The organism is Actinomadura syzygii (assembly GCF_008085905.1).
Lineage (GTDB): Bacteria > Actinomycetota > Actinomycetes > Streptosporangiales > Streptosporangiaceae > Spirillospora > Spirillospora syzygii.
Window position 1 is genome coordinate 15,996 of record NZ_VSFF01000019.1, and the last position, 23,364, is coordinate 39,359.

Below are 23,364 nucleotides of genomic sequence, written 5' to 3' on the forward strand. Positions count from 1 at the left end.
GGCCACGCTCCCCCCGGAACGGAAGCATGACGCCCGAACCCTTCAGCCTCCTGATGACCGTCTACGGCGGCGATCACGAGGAACACGTGCGGGACGCCTTCCACAGTGCGGTGCACGACCAGACCCTCCGTCCCGACCATGTCGTCCTCGTCCGGGACGGTCCGGTCTCCGCCGAACTCGCCGGCCGTCTGCGCGCGCTGGTCGAGGGCAGCCCGGTCGAGGTGACGTTCGTCGAACTCGACCAGAACCGCGGCCTCGGCCCGGCGCTGGACGCGGGCCTGCACGCCGCCCGCCACGACATCGTCGCCCGGATGGACGCCGACGACGTCGCCATGCCGCACCGCTTCCAGATCCAGGTCCCGCTGGTGCGCGAGGGCGCCGACCTGGTGGGCGCGGGGCTGCTGGAGTTCGGCGAGGACATCTCCGACGTCGTCGGGCAGCGCATCCCGCCGAGCGACCCGGCCGACATCGCCCGCTACTCGCGGCTGCACGACCCGTTCAACCATCCGACGGTCGTGTACCGGCGCAGCGCCGTCGTCGCGGCGGGCGGCTACGGCGACCTCCCGCTGATGGAGGACTACTGGCTCTTCGCCCGGATGATCGCCAACGGCGCGCGGACGGTGAACGTCCCCCAGCCGCTCGTCTTCTACCGGGTCGGCGACGGCGCGTACGAGCGGCGCGGCGGCCGCGACCTGCTCCGCTCGGAGCTGCGGCTGCAACGCCAGATGCTCCGGGAGGGCTTCATCTCCCAGCCGCAGTACTGGCGGAACGTCATGGTGCGGGGCGGGTACCGGCTCGTCCCGACCGCGATCCGCAGGCCGTTCTACCGGCGGGTGGTCGCCTCCTACGGCGCCCGGCGCAACCGGTCCCGCCACCGGGAGGACGCGCGCGGCGGCGCGGCGGAGCCGCCCGTCCGGTTCGTGCCGCGCCAGCGCGCCCACACGGCGGACGGCTACGATCCCGCCGCCGGGTTGGATCCGGCGCCGCCGCAACCCGAGCACTGAGCCGCGCGGCCCGGTCAGGGCGCGGGACGCTTCCAGAGGACGGGCTGCTCGCCGGATCCGGCGACCGTGCGGCCGACGCCGAGCAGGGCGCCCTTGAACGGGGTCAGGCCGGTGATCTCCTGCCGTCCGGTCGCGCCGAGCACGTCGTCGCCCGGCGCCTGCGCCTTCCAGGACGCGCCGTCCGCCGAGGTCCACGCGACGACGTCGGCCGCGCCCGCGGGCCCGGCGGTCCCGGCGACGACGAAGCCGCTCGGCGTCGCCGTCACGGCCGTCACCCTGACCGGGTCGTTCGAGCCGGACGCCGGCAGCGTCGCCGGACGCCACGTCCGCCCGCCGTCGGCGGAGACGTAGCCGAGCATCGCCGTCCCGGACGAGCCGACCGCCTCGCCCGCCGCGAACAGCGCGTTCCCCTTCGCCGCGACATGCGTGAGCCAGCCCTGCGACAGCCCGGCGGGCAGCTTCAACTCCTGCAGCCGCCACTTCCTGCCGTCCGGTGAGCTCCACACCGCCGGGCGTCCGCCGGGCCTGCCGGGCCACTGCATGCCGCCGACCGCGGCGAAGCCGAACGCCCCGCCCGCGGCGTCGCGGACCCAGCGGCCCCCGCCCTTGTCGGCGGTGAGGTCGTTGCGGCCCACGCCGCGGCCCCGCTGCCAGGACTTCAGGTCGGGGGAGAACCAGATCGCGCCGGACGGCCCGTCGTCCCCGACGACGACGTACCCCGCCTGCGCGGCGGCCGCGCCCTGCGTGGCGAGCGGCAGCGAGCCCTTCCGCTCGAACACGGGGTCGGTGTCGGCGGGGCGCCAGAGCGCGCCGTCCGACGACGTCATCACCAGCGGGCCGCGCGGGGCGCCGCCGCCGTCGCCGACCGCGAGCCAGCCCGCGGCGCCGTGCGCCACCGACGTCAGGCGTTGCAGCGCAGGACGGGACACCCCGCCGGAGAAGCGGGCGCGCGTCCAGGACGCGCCGTCCGCCGACGACCAGATCGCGGCGTCGCCGCCGGTGCTGCCGACCGCGACCGCCGGTGCGCCGTCCGCGGCGGCGACGGCGGCGACCGCCTGGTCGGGACGGAACGCGCCGGGGATCTTCAGCGGGTCGACCGGGAGTTCGGCGCCGCGCGCGTCCCGCACCGCGAGCAGCGGGTTCAGGTCGCCCTCGCCCGGGTCGCGGCCGACCAGCACCGTCTGCTCGGCGGTCGCGGACGCGCCGAGCAGGCTGCGGCCGGACGAGGCGGAGAGCGTCCCGGCGTCCTGCCAGGACGCGCCGTCCGCGGACCGGCTCACCGCGATGTCGCGCGCCCGCTCCACGATGGCCGCGTATCCGGCGTCCGTCGACAGCAACTGCCTGACCTGCCGGTATCCGGACGGCGCCAGCTTCCCGGCCGCCTTCCACCGGGCCGCGTCCGGGGACGTGTACACCTGCCCGAACACCGACTTGCCCGACTGGACCTCGCGGACGGCGACGAGACCCGCCCGGCCGCCGCCGACGCGGAGGCCGCGGGTGCCCTTCGGCGCGGGGATCTTGGCGGGCGACCACGTGCGGCCGCCGTCCGTGGACCGCCACGCGCGGCGGAACGACGCCTTGCCCGGCGAGGGCGTGTGCGCGCTCTCCATCAGGACCGTGCCGCCGCTCGCCGCCGCCTCCTCCAGCACGACCCGCCCGCGCAGCGGGACGCCGATCCGGGAGCCGGTCAGCGCGTCCCAGTTGCGGCCGTCCGCGGACAGCCACACGGCCGGGGTCGCGTCGCTGAAGTCGCCCTTGCGGGAGTTCTCGCCGAGCGCGAGGAAGCCCTTGTCGGTGCCGATGACCTGGGTGAGGCGGTTGCCGGGGCCGAACACGTCGCCCGCCGCGTCGGGCTGGCGGCGCCAGGCGCGGCCGTCCGGGCTCGTCCACACGGCGCCGCCGCCGGGGCGGTTGCCGATCGCGACCCAGCCGCCCTGGCCGCCCGCGACCACGCGCGGCACCTCGCCGGGACCGGGCTCGCCGCCGTCCGCGCCCTGCACCTCGGCCGTCTTGAACGTCCGGCCGCCGTCCGTGGACACGACGAACACGCCCCGGTAGTTGCCCGGGTCGGCCTCGCCGCCCACCGCGACCACCGTGGCGCCGGACGCCGCGACGCCGGTGAGCTCCTGGTCGCGTCCGTCGACGCGGGCCGCCGGGTCGGCGGCGAACAGCTTCCCGGCGAGCCGCGCGCCGTCCTCGCCGCCGCCGTCCGAATCACCGCCGCGGCTGTTCAGGATGACGAAGCCGCCCGCGACCAGACCGCCGACGACCACGACCCCGGCCACCCCGAGGAGCACCTTCTTGGCGACGCCACCGCCCTTGCGCTTGGGCTGCGGCTGTTGCCGCCAGGGCTCGTCGACCTGCGGCGGGGGAGCGACCGGATGCGGCGCCACCGGGCTCGGCGACGCGGTCGGTCCCGGGCCGGGGACTTCCTGCGCGTACGGGAACGGCTGTGACGCCCTCGGGTCAGATGTCTGGCCGGGGACTTCCTGGGCGTACGGGAAGGGCTGTGATGCCGCCGGGCCAGATGTCTGGCCGGGGATCTCCTGCGCCCAAGGGAACGGCTCGGGGGCCGGAGCGCGCGGGGTGTCCGGGATCTCCTGCGCCCAGGGGAACGGCTCGGCCGCTGTGGGCTTGGGTGTTTCGGGGATCTCCTGCGCGTACGGGAACGGCTCGGCCGCTGGAGGCTTCGGTGTTTCCGGAATTTCCTGCGCGTACGGGAACGGCTCCGGGGCCGGTGGCCGGGGAACGGGCGGCTGCGGGGCGGGGGGTTGTGGAGCCGGGGGCTGCGGCGAGGCGGCGGGCGGGGTCTCCTGTGCCCAGGGGAACGGGGGGAGCGGCGGGAGTTGCTGCTCAGGCTGCGCCTGACGGGCGGCCGGACGCTCCGCGCGGGTGCGGTCGGCGCCCTCCTCCTCGTCCTCGGCCTGCTCGCCGGACGGCGTGCCCGTGCCCCGGGAGAAGTCGGTCATGGTGAAGTCGGCCATCCCACCGGACGGCCGCGGCGGCTGCGGCGGTCGCGCGGCCTGCCGCACGACCTGCGTCCTGCCGTCGTCCTCGGCCGGTTCGTCGGCCGGTTCCTCAACCGGCGCCGGGTCGGCGGCGGCGGGCTCGTCCTCGTCGTCCAGCCACTGCGGGCGCGGCGGCGGGCCGGGCAGGTGCGGAGCCGGGGCGTCCGCCTCGGGCAGGTCGCCTCCGTGCTCGCCGTCCGGCGTCTCCTTCGGAGTCACACCCGCCTCCCCGTAGGCCCTCCGCGGTCGTGGTCGTCAGGGATCATATCGACGCATGGCCGCCGAAATGACCTCCGTCGTCGGGCGGGGACGGCGCCGCAGCCCGTCCGCGAGTCCGGTCCGCAGGCCCCTGCGCAGGACGGCCCGGTCCGCCGACCGCACGTACGTGCGCACCCACCGCCGCACGGACGACCCCGCGTACAGGACGCGCTCCCCGGGCGCGAGGCCGCGGCTGCGCGTGAACAGCCACACCTTGTTCCGCACCTCGTAGTAGAAGCGGTCGCCGGGGTCGGCGTCGGTTCCGCCGAACGTCCGCGTCTTGTGGACGACGACGCTCGCCGGGCAGTACAGCCCGGACCGTCCGCGCAGCAACCGCGTCGTGAACTCGAAGTCGTCGTTCCACAGGAAGTAGTCGGCCACCGGCAGCCCGCGTTCCCGCACCGCCGCCGCGTCCACGAGGACGGACACGAACGACGCCGACCGGATCGGGCGGCAGCCCACCGCGGACGCGGCGGCCCGCTCGGCGCGCGACGCGCCCGGCTTGACGCGCGGGGTGTTCATCGGGTGGTCGCGGCCGTCGGTCCACACGACGCGGCTCGCGACGAGGACGGGTTCCGCCGCCGCGCGCTCCCGCGCGTCCAGCAGGGCGGCGAGCGCGCCCGGCTCGGGAATCGTGTCGTCGTCCATCAGCCAGAGGAGCCCGGCGCGGTCGGTGGCCAGCACGCGGGCGGTGTCCAGCACGCGGGCGATCCCGGCCGCGAAGCCTCCCGCGCCGCCGGTGTTCTCGGTCAGCTCGACCAGGTCGACGTCCGGGAACCGGTCGCGGACGAGCGCCGCCGTGCCGTCGCCGGACGCGTTGTCCACCACCACGACGCCGTCCGGCGGCCGGGTCTGGCGGCCCAGCGCGTCCAGCGCCTCGGCCAGCAGGTCGCGCCGGTTGTAGGTGACCACGACGGCGTACACCGTCGGCCTCATCGCTGCGAAGCCCTGCTCGACAGGACGGCGCCCGGCGCGTCCGCCTCGTCGTCATCGTCGTCGGCGGCGGGCTCGGGCTCGGGCGGCGGCTCGATCCCCTTGAGCCGCTCGACGAGATGCCAGTAGCCGACCCGCATCTTCCACACGGCCCCGCTGCGCTCGCTGAGGTGGCGCGCCATCAGCTTGGGCAGCGCCGTCTCGTGCTGTTCGCGGCGTTCGCGCTGAAGCTCCGTGAGTTCTTCGGTGAGCACCGAGACCCGGTCGAGGAGGCCGAGGATGGTGTGGGCGGCGGCGTCGAGAAGGTCGGGGTCGCCGGGCGCGCCGGACGCGGGTGGCCGCGCGGGCCCGCGCGGCCGCAGCTCCTCCAGATCGCCGACCACGTCGTAGCCTCCGGCGCGGATCGCGTCCACCCGCTCGTGCGACTCGGCCTCCGCCCACGCGCGGCGCTCGGCGGGCAGCGGCACCCGTCCCGGCTCGCCCCGCCCGGGGAGGACGGTCAGCGCCAATACGTCGGTGACGAGGCGGTGGTACAGCCACATCGGGACGTCCTCGTCGACGGCCGCGTTCACCCGCCGGAGCAGCTCGGTCTCCGTCCAGCTCAGCGAGGCGTTCGCGCGGGCCTCCGACGGGTCGGCCACGGACGGGTCGAAGCCCACCAGCCCGGCGAACCGCTCCCAGAGCAGCTCGCGGGGCGCGTCCGGGCCGGGGACGGTCAGCACGTGCACCCGTTCCGGCGGGACGTGCCGGGCCCACCGTCCGAGCACGTCGGACACGTCGTGCACCCGCCAGAACCACCCGGCCGCGCCGGCGTCGCGCGGGCCGTCGACCACCTCGTCCAGCCAGTGGTCGAAGCCGTAGTGGAACCGGTGCTTCACGTACTCCTGCCATTCGGACGGCAGCAGCCCCGCCAGGTCGCGCGCCGAGTAGACGACGTGGACCTCGCAGGGCGCGAGCGACCGGACGACCCGTCCGGCGACCTCCTCGTCCACCGCGCAGATGACCTCGTTGGAGATGACGGCGGCGCGGTGCCCGGACGACGCTTTCACCACCTCGGCGAGCTCGTCCCAGGCGCCGTCCCAGCCGGGACCGGGATCGTCGGGCTCGGGCTTCATCCCGCGAAGGTCGCGCGCCGCGCGGACGTGCGCGTCGAACGAGCCGCCCGGCAGGAGAACACCCGCCTCGGAAAGGGCGTCGGCGTTCTTCCAGAGCAGGCCCTGGAGAAATGTCGTGCCGCTTTTCGGGGCGCCGACGTGGAGGTAGACGACCGGCGGGGAGCCGCCGGAGACCTCAGCCACCAGTGGACTCCTCTGGCTGGACGGGTGCGACGCGCGGGACGCCGGTCCGGATCACAAGGCAGGGTACAACCGGCCAACCGGGGTCATTCAGCACAACGGGGATGAGGGTGTCGGTATCTTAGCGGGCGGCATCGTCGATCAACTCGTGTCAGTTCTCAGTGCCGATCCTCGACGTCGCTCCCTCCCCGACCCTCCGCGGGCCACGGGCCAGGACGCGGGGACGGATCGCGCTCCGACGCGGCGGGGGCGTCGCAGGAAAGATGGACCGTGAACGTTGATCTTGTAGTGGTGGGCTCCGGCTTCTTCGGGCTCACCGTGGCCGAGCGCTGCGCGGCCGAGCTGGGGCTGCGGGTGCTGGTCCTGGAGCGCCGCGACCACATCGGCGGCAACGCCTACAGCGAGGACGAGCCCGAGACGGGCATCGAGATCCACCGGTACGGGGCGCACCTGTTCCACACGTCGAACGAGCGCGTGTGGGAGTACGCGAACAGGTTCACCCGCTTCACCGGCTACCAGCACCGCGTGTACACGACGTTCAAGGACCGCGTGTACCCGCTGCCCATCAACCTCGGCACGATCTGCGCGTACTTCGGCCGGTCGTTCACCCCGGACGAGGCCCGCGCCCTCATCGCCGAGCAGGCCGCCGAGATCGCGCCCGGACGCGAGCCGCGCAACCTTGAGGAGAAGGCCGTCTCGCTCATCGGACGCCCGCTCTACGAGGCGTTCATCCGCGGGTACACGGCGAAGCAGTGGCAGACCGATCCGCTCGACCTCCCGGCGGAGGTCATCACGCGGCTCCCGGTCCGGTACACGTTCGACAACCGGTACTTCAGCGACGCCCACGAGGGCCTCCCGGTCGACGGGTACACGGCGTGGCTGGAGCGGATGGCCGACCATCCGAACATCGAGGTGCGGCTCGGCGCCGACTACTTCGACCTGCGCGACGACCTCGCCGGGCGCGTCCCCGTCGTTTACACCGGCCCGCTCGACCGCTACTTCGACTATGCGGAGGGCGACCTCGGCTGGCGGACGCTCGACTTCGAGACGGAGGTCCGGGAGACGGGCGACTTCCAGGGCACCGCCGTGATGAACTACGCCGACGAGGACGTCCCGTACACGCGAATCCACGAGTTCCGGCACTTCCACCCGGAGCGGCGGTACTACCCGGACGACCGGACCGTGATCATGCGGGAGTTCTCGCGGTCCGCCGAGCGCGGCGACGAGCCGTACTACCCCGTCAACACCGCCGACGACCGCGCCCGCCTGCTGCGCTACCGCGAGCTGGCCCGGCGGGAGGACGGCGTCCTGTTCGGTGGGCGGCTCGGCACCTACCAGTACCTCGACATGCACATGGCGATCGCCAGCGCGCTCGGCATGGTCGACAACCGGCTGCGGCCCCACTTCACCCAGGGCGAGCGGCTGACCAGCGGAGGAGTTGACCGATGACCGACGAACAGGTGACCGACGAACAGTCGAGCGGCGAGGGCCTGCGCGTGCTGCACCGGGTCGTGATGCCCGGCGAGCGCGACTTCGACGTCCTCAAGCTGTACGTGGACGGGAACGCGGTCTTCGGACGCCGCACCGCCGACCTGCAGAGCGCGGCCGAGCGGGTCCTCGCCGAGCAGGACGACGACGCGGGACCGGCGGCGGCGTACCGCCCCTCGTCCCAGGACGACAGCGCCGAGATCGTCGGACGGCGCAGCATCGTCGTCCCGTCCGGGACGCGGGTGTCGTTCTGCAGCTACTTCAACGCGTTCCCCGCCGGGTACTGGCGCAGGTGGAGCACGGTCGAGGACGTCCGGCTGCGGGTCCGGGTCCGCGGCGAGGCGACGATCCTCATCTACCGGTCGACGGGCAAGGGGCACCAGGAGCGAGTCAAGTCCCTGCACGTCGACTCCGACTCGTCGGTCGAGCGGGTCGTCGACCTGCCGCTCGCGCCGTTCATCGACGGCGGCTGGTACTGGTTCGACATCGTCGCCGACGGCCGCACCGCCGTGCTCGACAGCGCGGACTGGTGCGCGCCCACCGACCGGACGGCGCCCGGCACGGCGACGATCGGCATCACCACCTTCAACCGTCCGAGGTTCTGCGTCGAGCAGTTGACGGCGCTCGCCGCGTCCGGCGACGTCCTCGACGTCGTGGACGAGATCCTCGTCGTCGACCAGGGCACCGACCGCGTCGAGGACCACCCCGACTTCGCCGCCGCCGCCGAAGCGCTCGGCGGCCGGCTCCGCGTCATCGACCAGGCCAACCTCGGCGGGTCCGGCGGCTTCGCCCGCGTCATGCACGAGACCGTCGAGTCGGGGCGCAGCACGTACGCGCTCCTCCTGGACGACGACGTCATCCTCGAACCCGAGGGCATCCTCCGCTCGGTGACGTTCGCCGACCTGGCGCGCGGCCCGATGCTCGTCGGCGGGCACATGCTCGACCTCTACAACCGGTCGGTGCTGCACGTGTTCGGCGAGAGCATCGCCCGCTACCGCTGGTGGATGGTGCCCGCCGCGCACACCGAGCTGTCGCACGACCTCGCCGCCCACCCGCTCCGCGACACCCCGTGGCTGCACCGCCGCGCGGACGTCGAGTACAACGCGTGGTGGATGTGCCTCATCCCGGTGGAGGTCATCCGCAAGATCGGGCTCTCGCTGCCGTTCTTCATCAAGTGGGACGACATCGAGTACGGGCTCCGCGCCAAGGCCGCCGGGTTCCCGACCGTCTCGCTGCCGGGCGCGGCGGTGTGGCACGTCCCGTGGCACTCCAAGGACGTCATGACCGACTGGCAGGCGTACTTCACCGAGCGGAACAGGATCGTCACCGCGCTCATGTACTCGCCGTACGAGCGCGGCGGAAACATGCTCAAGGAGAGCCTCTTCATCACCATCAAGCACGCGCTCGCCATGCAGTACTCCACGGCCGAGCTGATGCTGATGGCGATCGAGGACGCGCTCAAGGGCCCCGAAGACCTGCACCCCTCGATCGTCACGAAGATGGGCGAGCTGCGGGAGCTGCGCGCCGGGTTCGTGGACGCGCAGGCCAGGTCCGACCTGGACGAGTTCCCCGCCGTCCGGCGGAGCAAGCCGCCGCGCAAGGGCCGCGACGTCGTCGCGCCGAAGAACCGGCGGGCCATGTTCCAGACGGCGCTGCTCGGCGCGGCCCGGCAGGTGAAGCCGGTCGGGCCGTTCCCGAAGACGCACCCGGAGGCGCTCGTCCCGCATGTCGACCAGACCTGGTGGCTGCTGACGAAGTTCAACAGCGCGCTCGTGTCGTCCGCCGACGGGACGAAGGTCTCCTGGTACCAGCGCGACCCGCAGCGGTTCTGGTCGCTGATCCGGCGCGCGTCGGCGCTGCACGCCCGGCTCGGCAAGGACTGGGCGCCGCTCAGCCGCCGGTACCGGGACGCCCTGCCCGGCCTCACCTCGCCGGAGGAATGGCGCGAGACCTTCGACCGTGCGCGGCGCCGGTGACGACCGCTCCGCGAGCCCCGGCCGGGCCGGACGATCCCGAGCTGGTCGAGCCGGGCCGGGGCGGCGGGCTCGCCGACGTCCTGCGCCGCCGCTACCTGCTGCGGCTGATCGTGCGGCGCGAGCTGCGCGCCCGCTACCAGGGGTCGCTGCTCGGCCTCGGCTGGTCCTACGTCCGCCCGGCCGCGCACTTCGCGGTGTTCTACTTCGTGGCGGGCGTGTTCCTCGGGATGAGCAAGAACGTCCAGCACTTCCCGATCTTCATGTTCTCCGGGCTCGTGCTGGTCTCGTTCTTCAACGAGACGCTGATCAACACCACGCACTCGGTGCTCGGGAACGCGCCGCTGATCCGGAAGGTGTACCTGCCGCGCGAGCTGTTCCCGGTCGCCTCGCTGCTGGTGTCGTGCGTGCACCTGCTGCCGGGGGTGGCGATCGCGCTGGGCGTCGCGATCGCCTGGGGCTGGACGCCGTCCGCGCTCGCGATCGGGTCGGCGCTGCTCGGGTTCGCGCTCGTCGCCGTGCTCGGCATCGGGCTCGGGCTGATCTGCTCCGCGCTGCACGTCTTCTACCGCGACACCGACAAGGTCGTGGACATCGCGACCCTGTTCGTCACCTGGTCCGTGCCGATGATCTACCCGTGGACGATGGTCCGCGACACCGCGCCCGGCTGGGGGCTCGACCTCTACCTGTCGAACCCGATGGCGGTCGGGGTGCTGCTGTTCGAGCGCGCGTTCTGGTGGCCGACGACCGACCGGACGTTCGTGTTCCCCGCCGGGCTCACCCGGGACGCCCTCGTCCTGCTGGTGCTGGGCGTCCTGCTGCTCGGGGCGGGGCAGTTCGTGTTCGCCCGGTTGCAGCGCCGCTTCGCGGAGGAGCTGTGATGCCCCGCGCCCTGGTCATCGACGGCGTGTCCAAGCGGTTCACGCTGCGGCACGCGCGCTCGATCAAGAACATGACCGTCCGAGCGCTGCGCCGCGAGAAGCTGCGCGACCGGTTCACCGCGCTGGACGGCGTCACGCTGACGGTCGGCGTCGGCGAGGCCGTCGCGCTGGTCGGCGTGAACGGGTCCGGCAAGAGCACCCTCTTGAAGATCATCTCGGGGGTGATGCCGCCGGACGAGGGCTCGGTCCGCGTCCGCGGCCGCGTCGCCGGGCTGATCGAGGTCGGCGCGGGCCTGCACCCCGACCTCACCGGACGCGAGAACGTCTTCCTCAACGGCGCCATCCTCGGCATGGACCGCGACGAGACGCTGAGCAAGTTCGACTCGATCGTGGCGTTCGCCGACATCGGGCAGTTCCTCGACCAGCCGGTGCGGTTCTACTCGTCCGGCATGTTCATGCGGCTGGCGTTCTCCATCGCCGTCCACACCGACCCGGACGTGTTCCTCATCGACGAGGTGCTCGCGGTCGGCGACCCGCTCTTCCGCCGCAAATGCATCGACCGGCTCCACGAGTACCGCGACAGCGGCCGCACGATGGTGATCGTCGCGCACGACGCCACGCTGCTGCGCCAGCTCTGCACCCGCGGCGTGTTCCTGGAGGACGGCCGCGTGATCTGGGACGGCGACATCGACACCGCCGCCGACATGCTCCTCCAGAAGCGGGAGGAGCGCCGCCGCGCGAGCCTGCGGCGGGCGGAGGCGTCCGAGGCGGGCCGATGACCCCGATGTCCCCGATGTCCCCGGTGAATCCGCCGCCTGCGCGTCTTCGGGAGATCGACCTGCTGCGGTTCGTGGCGGCGATGCTCGTGATGATCCACCACTACGTGGGACGGCTCGGCGGCTGGGGCGTCCAGAACCACCACAACATGCCGGGCATCGCGCAGATCGCGCACTTCGGGAACCTCGGCGTCGACCTGTTCTTCCTCATCAGCGGGTTCGTGATCCTGATGAGCGCGTGGGGACGCGGCGTCGGCGACTTCGCGGTGTCCCGGGTCGCCCGCATCTTCCCCGGCTACTGGTTCGGCGTCACGCTCGCCGCCGTCGCGTTCCTCGCCATCGGACAGACGCCGTGGGCGGGCCACAACCCGATCGCCGTGTACCTGCCGAACATGACGATGTTCCAGATGGGCATCGGGGTGAACCACATGGAGGTCGTCTACTGGACGCTCTGGGTCGAACTCCATTTCTACGTCCTGATCTCCCTGCTCGTGTGGCGCGGCCTCACCTATGAGCGGTGCCTTGCGTTCATGGTCCTTTGGATCGTTCTCGGCACCTTCTCGATGGAGGCGAACTTCCTGCCGCTGGCCGCGATCCTGATGCCGCCGTGGGCTCCGTACTTCGTGGCGGGGATGGCGTTCTATCTGATTCACCGCTTCGGGCCGAACCTGCTCCTGTGGCTGATCGTGTTCGGGTGCTGGGGGCTCGCCGTCCCTTACCGGATCGCGTCCGTCAACCCGGAACTGGAGTGGCCGAAGGTGTGGGACGCGGTCATCACCGGCGGCGTCACGTTCGCGTTCCTCGTCATGGCGATGGTGTCCGTCGGCATGTTCGATATCGTGCGGTGGCGCGGCTTCACCGTCCTCGGCGCGCTGACGTACCCGCTGTACCTCGTGCACGAGACGGTCGGCCGCGTCCTGGACGATCTGCTCGGCGCCCACCTCGGCCGGTGGACGCTCCTCGGAGTGTCCTGCGCCGCCGCCCTCGCGTCGGCATACCTGGTCCAGCGGTTCGTGGAGGCGCCCGCCCAGCGCTGGGCGCGCAGGAGGCTGAAGGCCGCCCTCGCCCGGCTGCGCCGGGAGGGGCTCCCGGCCGTCCGCCGCCAGACCCCGTCCCGCAGTCCCGCGGAGGCATCCCGATGACCCGTCCCCCCGCCCTCGCCGCCCCCGCCTCGCCGACCCGGCTGCGCGAGCTGGACCTGCTGCGCTTCGTCGCGGTCGGCTTCGTCGTCCTGCACCATTTCGCGGGCGTGCGCAGCACCGTCTGGGCCGGACGGGACGCGCAGAAGATCTATCCCGAGCTGGCCGACGTCGCCCACTTCGGGTACCTCGGCGTGCAGCTCGTGTTCATGGTCAGCGGTTTCGTCATCCTGATGTCCGCCTGGGGACGGGGCGCGGGCGACTTCGCCGTCGCGCGCGTCGTCCGGCTGTACCCGGCGTACTGGGTCAGCGTCCTGCTCAGCCTGACGCTGTACCTGGTCTGCGGGTCGGCGGTGCCGTACGGGAACGGCGCCGACCCGGTCCGGCGCGTCCTGCCGAACCTCACCATGCTCCAGGACGGCATGCACATCGCCCCGCTCGAAGTCGTCTACTGGGCGCTGTGGGTGGAGCTGCACTTCTACGTGCTCATCGCGATCTTCGCCCGCGTCGGCATCACGTACGCGCGCTGCGTGACGTTCATGGTCTCCTGGCTGATCATCGGCGCGTTCGCCAAGGAGGGCGGCAGCGCGATGCTGCAGACCGTCGTCCTGCCGGAGACCGCGCCCTTCTTCATCGCCGGAATGGCGTTCTTCCTGCTGCACCGGTTCGGGTCGAACATCGCGCTCTGGCTGGTCCTCGCCGCGTCGTGGGCGCTGTCGGTGCATTACCTCGTCGAGGGCGTCAGCCCGCTGAACGCGTGGAAGGGCGTCCACGAGATCGTCATTCCCGTCGTGGTGACGGTGTTCTACGTGGTCATGGCGCTCGCGGCGTTCGGACGCCTGTCGTGGTTGCGGTGGCGCCTCTTCACCGTCCTCGGCGGGCTCGCGTACCCGCTCTACCTGCTGCACGAGACGGTGGCGCGGGCGATCGTGAAGGTGTTCTTCCCGCACCCGTTCCTCGACCGGTGGACGATCCTGCCCGTCATCGTCGCGGCGGCGGTGGCGTCGGCGGCGGCCGTGCACTGGCTGGTGGAGCGTCCGGCGCAGGCGCTGATGCGGCCGCGGCTCGCGGCGGCGATGGCGCAGATCCGCGCCGGCGGCGCGCGCCCCGCCGGGCCGCCGCCGGACGGCGGCCCGCCGGAGAGCGGGGAGGCCGCGCGGCAGGACGCTCCGGCGGTCCCGCCCGCCTCGGTGCCCTAACCTGATCAAATCGATCCCGATCCCGGCGCGGCCAGCCGCCCGGTCAGTCCCCCCGCCGGTCCGAAGGGTGTGTGATGCTCGCCGCGAAGCCGCGACGATGGGTCGTGCCGGTGGCGGCGCTGCTGGTCGCGGCCCTGCCATTGGCCGGATGCCTGCGCTCCCAGGAATCCGGCGACCGCAAGGACGGAAAGGTGGAGGCGACGCGCGCACCCGAAAAGGGGCGGCCCAACATCGTCTACATCCTGACCGACGACCTTTCGTGGGACCTGGTCGACTACATGCCGAACGTCAAGCGGTTGCAGCAGCGCGGCCTGACGTTCTCGAACTACTTCGTCGCGGACACGCTGTGCTGCCCGTCCCGGGCGACGATCCTGACCGGGAAATACCCGCACAACACCGGGGTCCGCAGCAATGACCCGCCCACGGGCGGTTTCCCGGTGTTCCGCGACCGCGGCAACGAGCAGGACACGTTCGCCGTGGCGTTGCAGAAGGCGGGCTACCGCACCGCGCTCATGGGCAAGTACCTGAACGGGTACGAGACGACGAAGCAGCAGGGATCGTCCCGGACCTACGTTCCGCCCGGCTGGACGGAATGGCAGGTCACCGGTCTCGGATACGCGAACTACAACTACTGGTTGAACGGAAACGGGACGCTCACCCACTACGGACGCTCCCCGCAGCATTACCTGAACACCGTGCTGAGCGGCAAAGGCGTCGACTTCATCAACCGGGCGGCGGACGTCCGGCAGCCGTTCCTGCTGGAGATGTCGACGTTCTCGCCGCACGCTCCCGCGACGCCCGCGCCCGCGGACGCCCGCAGGTTCGCCAACGTCAGGGCGCCCCGCACGCCCGGGTTCAACGAGCCCGACATCGGCGACAAGCCCGGCTGGCTGCGGAAATACCCGAGGCTGCGCGTCCGGCAACTCCACGGCGTCGACCAGGCGTTCAGGCAGCGGGTGCGGGCCGTCCAGTCGGTGGACCGGATGATCGGCGCGCTGGAGGCGGCGGTGAAGGCCAAGGGCCTCGCCGACGACACCTATTTCGTCTTCAATTCCGACAACGGCTACCACCTCGGGCAGCACCGGCTCGTCGAGGGGAAGCTGACCGCCTACGACACCGATATCCGGGTGCCGCTGATCGTGGCGGGGCCCGGCGTCCCGGCCGGGAAGACCGAGCAGCGGTTCGCGCAGAACACCGACATCTGCCCGACCATCGAGGAAATGGCGGGGCTGCGGCCCGCCGACTCGGCGGACGGCCGTTCCCTCGTCCCGCTGCTGCGCGGACAACCCGTCTCCGGCTGGCGGACGAGCGCGTTCATCGAGCATCTCGGCCCCAATTACCGGCACGACGACCCGGACCTGCCGAAACGGTACGGCGGGAACCCGCCGACGTATTACGCGGTCCGCACGGCCAACGAGCTGTACGTCGAGTACGACAACGGCGACCGCGAGTATTACGACCTCGCCCGCGATCCGTGGGAGCTGGGCAATCTGTGGACGCAGGCGCCCGAACCGCGCAAGGCCGAACTCAAATCGCTGGTCGCCTCGTACCGCCATTGCGTGGGCGCCGAATGCCGCGACCTGTGAGCTCTTCTTACGGCCCAGGCTTAGGGCGGAGGGAAGCGCTCGCGTAGGCGCGGCAGACGCCGTCCTTGTCGCGCTTGGTGGCGACCTCCAGCAGGCCCTTTCCGTCGTTCGTCGGGAGCAGCGCCGAACTGTAGTTGGCGCAGACGACGTCGGACTGCTCGGGCTCGGCCGGGAACGACACCCGGACGGGCGCCGGTTCCGTGCGCCAGCCGCCTTGCCCGTTCGCGGCGGCGGCGAAGACGGTGGCGCCGCTCGCGTCCCGTGACAGCCGCCCGTCCGCGTCCCGGACGATGCCGCCGACGAGCAGGACCGTCCCGCCCGGACCGCCGCCGGGGACCCAGGCGACCGTGGGCGCGTGGAAGAGGGCGCGGCCATCGCCGGTGCGCACGGCGGCGCCGGGCGCGGCCGGGTCGCCCCAGGACCAGCCGTCCGGCGAACGCCGGTAGTGGACCCCGCACTTCGCGGAAGGCCCGCATATCTCGTAGGCCATGAAATAGGAGCCGTCGGGAAGACGCCGGACGACGGGCATGCCCGGCCGGTCGCCGCGTCCGCGCAGGGCGACGACCGGCGTCCTCGAACCCCACGTCGCGCCGCCGTCCAGCGACAGCGCCTCCATGACGACCTGGTCGTGTCCGGGGCGGGTCTCGTCGGAGTAGTAGCAGACCAGCCGTCCCTGCGCGTCGAGGGACAGCTCCGGCTCCCAGAGCCCCCGGTCCCAGGGCGTCCCGGCGTCGGCGGTCGCGCAGCTCGACAGGTAGGACCAGGTGCGCCCGCCGTCCCCGCTGCGCCACACGCGCAGCTCGGGCAGGCGTTCGGGAGCGTCGTTCTTCATCCCGACCGTGCCCGCCCACAGGAGCGTCCCGGCGGGCTGCGCGCCGACCGCGCGCGGCAGTTCGAGCAGGCTGCCGCAGCAGGCGCCGCGTCCGCCGGCGGCGGCCGGGTCGCGGATCTCCGACAGCGTCCGGAACGTGCGGCCGCCGTCCGCGCTCTCGTAGAACCGCGCCGTGTCGGTGAGGCCGTCTCCGGCGGCCGTCGCGACGCCGAGCACGATCCGCCCGTCGCGCAGCCGGACGAGCCGCGGGTACATCGCCTGCCGGTCGTCCACGAGGTGCTCCGGGAACGGGACGAAGGCCGCGGGGCGGCGCGCGGGCTCGTGCGGCCGGGTGCCCGCCTCGGTCGCCGTGCACCCGGCGAGCGCGACGACCGCCGCCAGCGCCGCCGCTGGCGCCCTCACGGGGTCGCCCTCACGGGGTCAGGCCCTGGCTCATCCAGCGCAGCACCTGCGGCAGGACGCGCCGCCACGTCCCGAAGTTGTGGCCGCCGCTGTCCAGGACGAGGGACGACGCCCGCATCGGCGGCCTGACCAGCGACAGGAACCGCTGCGTCCCGTTCTTGTTCCCCTCCCCGACCCGGCTGGTCGTGAGGAGCACGGAGATCGGCGGCTGCGGACGGTGCCGGAGCCGCCAGAACAGGTCGTTCTCGTTCCGGACGGCCTGGCTCCCGCCGTACAGGTCGCCGGTCGTGAGGTCCTTGATCGCGCCGTAGTAGCCGGACAGGGACGCCGCCCTGGAGAACACGTCCGAATGGCGCATGGCGAGCTTGAGCGAGCAGTAGCCGCCCGTCGACAGCCCGAGCGCGCCCCACCCCCTCGCCTCGCCGGACACCCGGTAGGCGGAGCGGACGGCGTCCGGCACGTCCTGCGTGAAGAACGTCGCGGACTGCGGGCCGCCGGGGACGTCGAGGCACTCGGTGTCGCGTCCCGGCGCCGTCGACGGGCGGAGCATGACGTACACCGTCGGCCGCGCCCGCCCGGCCCGGCCCTCGTCGCGCGCCGTCTGCGGCAACCTGACCTGCGTGACGAGGTTGCTCAGCACTCCCGGATAGCCGCTGAACGCCAGCGCGACGGGGAACCGGCGGTCCTTCGCGGCGCGGTCGAAGTACTGCGGCGGCAGGTAGACGTAGGCGTGCGCGTCCAGCCCCGACCGGACGCCGTGGATGTCGACGGTGTCGAGCCGCCCGTCGCGCTCCGGGCTGCCGCCGACCGACACCTCGGGCGCGCGGTGGACCAGCGCGGTCCCGGTTTCACCCCGACCTTGCTCGGGGACGATTCGGCCCGCCCCTATTCCGGCCGCGCCGACCAGTTCGCCCCACGTCGCGTAGAAACCGAAATGGCGGTTCACCAGTGTCAACGCCATCAGGATGACCAACGCCTGGCAGAGCACGAGGACGCCGAGCCGGGCGGCCAGACGCCGGACGCCGGGGCCCGCGAACCGTCCCCAGCCCCACGCCACGGCCGCGAGCGCGGCGGCCACGGCGACGATCAGCAGGCCCGCCAGCGGCCAGCCGGTCAGCGACACACGGGCTCCTCACACGTCGGTCGTCGTCCGCCCGACACGGGACATTACCGCCCGGAGCGCCGCCGTGGCCGGATGCGGCCAGGAGTATGGCATGGCGTGTCCGATCTTTCCCGCAGGTTGGCTTGGTGACCGAATTAGCGCGGGGAGTCGGGCATCGGTAGTCCTGTTCCATTGAAGAAGACGCGAGGACGCGGGAAGCTCTTTACTCTGTGCGGTGTAGAAGTACGTAGAAAACCAACCAACCCGGCCACCCCCAGGCGTTCCCATCATTCCCGCGACTCCCAGGGGTCTCTCGACGTGACGGACATGGCGAGCGGGTCCGCGATGGCGCGGCTCACACAGCCCGACCGCGTCTACGTGGGCTGGCGCTACGCGCAGGTGCACCCCGATCCGGGGCCGCCCCCGGGGCGCCCCGAGCGGCCCGAACGGGTCCCGGCGGCGGCGCCCGCGCGGCGGCCGGGCGAGCACATGGCGGCGCGCCCGCTGCGCACGGCGTTCGGCGGCGGAGTCGCCGGCGTCGTGCTGTTCCTGCTGTGCGCGGTCGCGGGCGTCCTGCCGTGGGCGTTCGCGGCGGTGGCGCTGCTCGCCTGCGCGGTGGTCCTCGCCATCACGGGCGGCGCCCTGTGGCGCGACGAGCGCGGCGTCCGGGAGCGGATCGCGTCCGAGCGGGACGCCGAGGAGCGCGAGCGCGCCGCGCGCGAACGCGAGTCGGATGCGGCCGAGCAGGCGTACGCGAAGGCCAGGGCCGACTGGGAGCGCCGCCGGACGGCCTACGAGGGGCAGCGCGAGTGGTACCCGGTCGCCGTCCCGCCCGGCGTCGACCGGGTGGACGTCGTCGGCGGCACCCTCGCGGGCTGGTCCGCCGCCGTCACGACGATGGGCGCGGCGCGGCTCGCGGTGGGCGCGCGGCTCACCGTCATCGACCTGTCGGAGGGCGCGGTCGCGCACGACCTGCTGCGCCTGGCCGCCGACCGCGGCGACGACCCGCTCGTCTGGGTGCTGCCCGCCGACCTGCCGCGCCTCGACGTCACCCGCGGCCTGAACCGCGAGGCGCTCGCCGACGTGCTGTCCCTGGTCGTCAGCGCGGGCGAGGAGGACGGCGGCACCCGCGACCTGTCCTTCGACAACTCGATACTGGAACGTCTCATCGAGGTGCTCGGCGCGGACGCGACGATCCCGCGCATCACGGCGGCGCTGCGCGTCCTCGCCCAGGTCGGCGACCCGCGCGACGACCTGCGCAAGGGCCTGCTCACCGACGACCAGCTGGAACGGATCGCGACGCTGTTCGGCCGCGACGCCACCGACCGGATCGTCGTCCGCCGCGCGTGGGCCCTGGAAGCACAGCTCCGCAAGCTGGAGAAGCTCGCCACCGAACAGGTGCGGCTGCCACCGTCCCGGCTGCACGTCGTGTCGATGGACCGGCGCGCGGGCGTCCTCACCAACCGCATCCTCGGCACGTACGTGACGACGGCGCTGACGCACCGGATCCGCGAATCCCCGCCCGGCGGACGCTGGGACCACACGCTCTTCCTCTGCGGCGCCGAGAAGCTGCGCGGCGACGTCCTGGACCGGCTCATCGACGCGTGCGAGGCCACCGGTACCGGGCTCGTGCTGATGTACCGCTCCATTCCCGGCCACGTCCGCGAGCGGCTAGGCCGCCGCGGCCACGCCGCCGTCGGCTTCATGCGCCTCGGCAACCCCGAGGACGCCCGCGTCGCCGCCGAGCACATCGGCGCCGGGCAGCCGCTGCTCGTCGCGGAGATCACCGACGCGGCGGGCGAGACGCTGTTCGACATCGCCGGCGAGAGCTACGCCAGCACGGTCGCCTACGCGCGCCCGCGCGGCGACGGCCTCACCGACCCGGTCTGGTCGCCGCTCCCCGCCCCCGCCGCCGACGACTCCGCCCTGGTCGAGGGCATCAGCTCGGCCACCGCCTGGGGCCGCACCGTCGCCGCCCGCGCCCCGGCCCCCGACCGCAAACAACGGTTCCGCGAACTGCTGGTCGAGCCGCCGCAACTCCAGGAACTCCCACCGACCGCAATGGTCTTCACCCACTCCGGCGCAACAGGCCGCCGCACCCTCCTCGTGGACGCCAACCCCGGCATCATCACCCTGCCGACCGCGCACTCCATGGAGTTCGAGGAATACCTCCGCCAGGAGCAGACACGTGAGGCGGCGCAGGACACGCCCTCCGACCCTCCACCGCCACCAGCCGACCCGAAGCAGCCGGACGCCCCGTCCCCGCGCCTGCAACATCCCCGCCACGCCCTCCCCAGAGGCGCGAATCCCCGCCCACCCCGAATAGTCCCGCCCCTCAAACCAACCGGCCGCCACAAGGCCGACCCGCCGTCCACTTCCTGATCGTGCGTTGTCGGGGGAGCGGGCGACGCGTAAGGATGCTGGGGTGACGTCGTCTGGATCGTTGCCGCCGGGACAGCCGCCCTACGGGAGGGGGCCCGGGGTGCCGCCGGGGTCGCCGCCGGTGGGGATGCGGGGGATGACGCGGGGGACGGTTCCGGCCGCCGCCGTGCCGCCTCCGGACGAGTTCGCGCTGCCGGGGCCCTGGTATCGGATCCAGGCCATCCCGGCGCCGCAGCGGGAGGCGTCGGCGGAGTGGGACTTCGTCAGCGTGCTGCCCGCGGCGTTGTCCGCGGCGCGGTTGCGCAGGCCGTTCGTCGTGGGGTGGTTGTCGGCGGGCGGCGGGTCGCCGCTTGAGCTGATCACCAACGCGGGGCCGGTGGGTGGAGCTGGAGACGGGCTGCTGTTCCCCAGCGGAGCGCGGGGCGTGCCGGTCGGGGACGAGTGGCTGCGGCGGGCCGAGCGGATGGCGTGGACGCGGTGTCCCGGACGCCTCGCCCCGCAGGTCGGCCGGGCCGAGGCGGGACCCGGGCTGTTCGAGGCGACGCTCGTCACATTGATGGAGCGGCCGTTCGGCTGGTTCGTGGTCGCCGACCCGTGCGACGAGCGGCTCATCGACACGGAGATGCGCGAGCTGCACCACGAGTTGCGGATGTTGCGCCGCGGCGAGGACGAGCAGGCCCGGCTCGCGGTGGCGCGGGCCGACCAGCGGCTCGCCGAGCTGGACGCCTTCCGGGAGGCGGGGCTGTGGCAGGTCCGGGTCGTCGCCGGGGCCGCCACGCAGGCGGAGCTCGGGCAGATCGCGCCGGTGCTCGTCGGGTCGATGGAGCTCGGCCACCACCCGTACCGGCTGCGGTCGGGGCACGGCAGCGGGTCGTTCAGCGGGATGCTGCGGCCCGGCGCGGAGCCCGCCCCGGTGCGCGCGGTCGCGGAGCCGGAGCAGCGGTTCCCGTTCGTCGCGACGGCCGGGGCGCTCGCCGCGCTGGCCGGGCTGCCGCGCCGCGAGGTGCCGGGGCTGCGCGTCCTGGAGGCCGGGTACTTCGACGTCACCTCCGAGACCGTCGCGTCCGAGAGCCCGGCGGAGGCGTCCGCGCAGATCGAGCTCGGCGCCATCCTCGACGGGCAGGACCGGCAGGTCGGACGGTTCACCGTGCCGCGCTCGACGATCAACCGGCACGTGTTCGTCACCGGGGCGACGGGCGCGGGCAAGTCGCAGACCGTCCGGCACCTGCTGGAGCAGCTCACCCGCGCGGGCATCCCGTGGCTGGCGATCGAGCCCGCGAAGTCGGAGTACGCGGCGATGGCCGGGCGCATCCGCGACCTCGGCGGGCCGGTGACGGTCGTGAACCCGTCCGACCCGGAGTCGGTGCCGCTGTCGGTGAACCCGCTCGCGCCGGAGCCCGGCTATCCGGTGCAGGCCCACATCGACATGGTTCGTGCGCTGTTCCAGGCCGCGTTCGACGCCGAGGAGCCGTTCCCGCAGATCATGGCGCAGGCGCTCCAGCGGGTGTACGAGAACAACGGGTGGGACGTCGTGACCGGCGCGGGCGTGCCCGGCTCGCTGATCGAGCCCGCCGTCCCGACGCTGGAGCAGTTGCAGAACGCCGCGCTCCAGGTCATCTCGGATGTCGGATACGGGCGCGAGCTGATGGCCGACGTGCAGGGCTTCGTGGACGTCCGGCTGAGGTCGCTGCGCATCGGCTCCGCCGGACGGTTCTTCGAGGGCGGCCACCCGGCCGACATCGGCGGCATGCTGCGCGACAACATCGTCCTCGCCATCGAGGACGTCGCCAACGACGAGGACAAGGCGTTCCTCATGGGGACGCTCATCATCCGCATCGTCGAGCACCTCCGCATGCGCGAACGCCGCCGCGACCGGAGCGACGAACCCGCGCTGCGGCACGTCATCGTCATCGAGGAGGCGCACCGGCTGCTCCGCAACCGCGGCCCCGAGCGCGGCAGCTCGCACGCCGTCGAGCTGTTCGCGGGGATGCTCGCCGAGATCCGCGCGTACGGCGAGGGCATCATCGTCGCCGAGCAGATCCCGACCAAGCTCGTCCCGGACGTGATCAAGAACACGGCGCTGAAGGTCGTGCACCGGCTGCCCGCGTTCGACGACCGGCACCAGGTCGGCGCGGCGATGAACCTGGACGCCGACCAGTCCCGCGCCGTGGTGTCGCTGCGGCCCGGCGTCGCGGCCGTGTTCGCGGACGGCATGGACCGCCCGCTGCGCGTCCGCGTCCCGCTCGGCGAGGGCCGCGAGGCGGAGCTGCCCGGACCGCCGCCGCCCGTGGACGGCCGCCGGTCCGCCGCGTGCGGCTGCGAGTGCCGGTCCGGACGGGCCTGCACCCTGTACGAGCTGCGCGAGGCCGACCTCGTCGCCGGGAACCCCGACTGGGCGTGGCTGCGGGTGTGGGCGGACACGCTGGTCCTGGCGCACGTCGTGAACCGGCCGCTGCCCGCCGTCCCGCCGGAGCTCGGCCGCGCCTGGTCGCGGCTCGCGCCCCGGCTGCGCGAGTGCGCGCTCGCGACCGTGCTGGAACGTGCCGTGACCAGGCGGTCGCGGTCGCTGCGCAGCGCGTACCCGCCCGCCGAGCTGACCGCCGCCGTCGCCGAGGTCGCCGGACGCCTCCTCGGCGGCGCGGCGGCCGGCGCCGCGCCCGGCCCGGCCTGGGTCATCCCGCAGGTCCGCTGGCTGCACGAGCTGGACCGGATCTTCCCCTACGGCGGCGACACCCCGGACAAGCACGCCGCCGCCCCGCCGCTCGACTACCAGCTCCCCGGGCTGAAGCAGCCGCCCGCGCCGAAGCTCGGCCACCGGCTCCGCGCGCTGCGCCGCCACCCGCTGTCGATGGAGCTGGAGCGCAACCGTCCGCTGGCGCTCACCGCCCTCTACGGCGACGACGGCCAGGACGGCTTCTACCGCGACCTCTCCGTCGTCGCGATCGGCGTCGAGGAGGAGAACCAGATCGACGACGTCGCCGAGACGATGCGCGTCACCGACTGGCTGGAACCCGTGCTGAGCTGGGTCGAGCGCTTCGTCGCGCCGTTCGAGGACCCGTCCGCCGGGCCGCCCGTCCTCGGCCAGCCCGGCGGCGAGTGACGCGCG

At 73.2% G+C, this 23,364-nt stretch carries 15 protein-coding genes; 10 read left to right on the plus strand and 5 right to left on the minus strand.

Going from position 1 to position 23,364, the window contains the following annotated elements:
• Window positions 1-26 precede the first annotated feature (26 nt).
• Complete coding sequence (locus tag FXF65_RS40490; protein ID WP_148355794.1) at window positions 27-1,004, plus strand: glycosyltransferase; 978 nt, start codon at window positions 27-29, stop codon at window positions 1,002-1,004.
• A 14-nt stretch (window positions 1,005-1,018) separates the two neighbouring features.
• Here the strand turns inward: FXF65_RS40490 and FXF65_RS40495 are convergent, their stop codons facing one another.
• Genes FXF65_RS40495 through FXF65_RS40505 form a run of 3 tightly spaced genes read right to left on the minus strand, consistent with a single transcriptional unit; the run spans window position 1,019 to window position 6,501 of the window.
• Window positions 1,019-4,231, minus strand: a complete 3,213-nt coding sequence (locus FXF65_RS40495; protein ID WP_148355795.1) for a hypothetical protein — start codon at window positions 4,229-4,231, stop codon at window positions 1,019-1,021.
• A 36-nt stretch (window positions 4,232-4,267) separates the two neighbouring features.
• Window positions 4,268-5,206 carry a glycosyltransferase gene (locus FXF65_RS40500; RefSeq protein ID WP_148355796.1) on the minus strand — a complete coding sequence of 313 codons (939 nt, stop codon included), beginning with the start codon at window positions 5,204-5,206 and terminating at the stop codon, window positions 4,268-4,270.
• Complete coding sequence (locus FXF65_RS40505; RefSeq protein WP_148355797.1) at window positions 5,203-6,501, minus strand: hypothetical protein; 1,299 nt, start codon at window positions 6,499-6,501, stop codon at window positions 5,203-5,205. The genes FXF65_RS40500 and FXF65_RS40505 overlap by 4 nt, the downstream gene beginning before the upstream one ends.
• A gap of 267 nt (window positions 6,502-6,768) precedes the next feature.
• Here FXF65_RS40505 and glf point away from each other — a divergent pair, with 267 nt between their 5' ends.
• The 7 genes from glf to FXF65_RS40540 all read left to right on the plus strand — a co-directional run bounded on the left by glf (window position 6,769) and on the right by FXF65_RS40540 (window position 15,540).
• A complete protein-coding gene (gene glf, locus FXF65_RS40510; protein ID WP_148355798.1) occupies window positions 6,769-7,947 on the plus strand; it encodes a UDP-galactopyranose mutase in 1,179 nt (392 codons plus the stop codon).
• Window positions 7,944-9,962, plus strand: a complete 2,019-nt coding sequence (locus FXF65_RS40515; protein ID WP_148355799.1) for a glycosyltransferase — start codon at window positions 7,944-7,946, stop codon at window positions 9,960-9,962. Before glf ends, FXF65_RS40515 begins: the two co-directional genes overlap by 4 nt.
• Window positions 9,959-10,840 carry an ABC transporter permease gene (locus tag FXF65_RS40520; RefSeq protein ID WP_246199428.1) on the plus strand — a complete coding sequence of 294 codons (882 nt, stop codon included), beginning with the start codon at window positions 9,959-9,961 and terminating at the stop codon, window positions 10,838-10,840. Before FXF65_RS40515 ends, FXF65_RS40520 begins: the two co-directional genes overlap by 4 nt.
• Entirely contained in the window at window positions 10,840-11,619 is a 780-nt protein-coding gene (locus FXF65_RS40525; protein ID WP_148355801.1) for an ABC transporter ATP-binding protein, read from the plus strand. Before FXF65_RS40520 ends, FXF65_RS40525 begins: the two co-directional genes overlap by 1 nt.
• Window positions 11,616-12,758 (plus strand): acyltransferase family protein, encoded by a 1,143-nt coding sequence (locus FXF65_RS40530; RefSeq protein WP_148355802.1) that lies wholly within the window; start codon window positions 11,616-11,618, stop codon window positions 12,756-12,758. The genes FXF65_RS40525 and FXF65_RS40530 overlap by 4 nt, the downstream gene beginning before the upstream one ends.
• Window positions 12,755-13,954, plus strand: coding sequence for an acyltransferase family protein (locus tag FXF65_RS40535; protein WP_148355803.1), 1,200 nt, complete (start codon window positions 12,755-12,757; stop codon window positions 13,952-13,954). The genes FXF65_RS40530 and FXF65_RS40535 overlap by 4 nt, the downstream gene beginning before the upstream one ends.
• Window positions 13,955-14,028: 74 nt before the next feature.
• A complete protein-coding gene (locus FXF65_RS40540; protein WP_148355804.1) occupies window positions 14,029-15,540 on the plus strand; it encodes a sulfatase family protein in 1,512 nt (503 codons plus the stop codon).
• A 7-nt stretch (window positions 15,541-15,547) separates the two neighbouring features.
• Here the strand turns inward: FXF65_RS40540 and FXF65_RS40545 are convergent, their stop codons facing one another.
• Both FXF65_RS40545 and FXF65_RS40550 read right to left on the minus strand, forming a co-directional pair.
• On the minus strand, window positions 15,548-16,774 hold the full coding sequence (locus FXF65_RS40545; protein ID WP_148355805.1) for a sialidase family protein: 1,227 nt from the start codon (window positions 16,772-16,774) through the stop codon (window positions 15,548-15,550).
• Window positions 16,775-16,784: 10 nt separating this feature from the next.
• Window positions 16,785-17,897: an alpha/beta hydrolase gene (locus FXF65_RS40550; RefSeq protein ID WP_148355806.1), complete on the minus strand. Its 1,113-nt coding sequence runs from the start codon at window positions 17,895-17,897 to the stop codon at window positions 16,785-16,787.
• A 306-nt stretch (window positions 17,898-18,203) separates the two neighbouring features.
• Between FXF65_RS40550 and FXF65_RS40555 the strand changes: the two genes are divergently transcribed.
• Both FXF65_RS40555 and FXF65_RS40560 read left to right on the plus strand, forming a co-directional pair.
• The gene (locus tag FXF65_RS40555) at window positions 18,204-20,258 is read left to right on the plus strand and encodes a hypothetical protein (RefSeq protein ID WP_246199429.1); all 2,055 of its coding nucleotides are present in this window, start codon (window positions 18,204-18,206) and stop codon (window positions 20,256-20,258) included.
• Window positions 20,259-20,394: 136 nt separating this feature from the next.
• Window positions 20,395-23,358: an ATP-binding protein gene (locus tag FXF65_RS40560; protein ID WP_187412792.1), complete on the plus strand. Its 2,964-nt coding sequence runs from the start codon at window positions 20,395-20,397 to the stop codon at window positions 23,356-23,358.
• The last annotated feature ends 6 nt before the right edge of the window (window positions 23,359-23,364 follow it).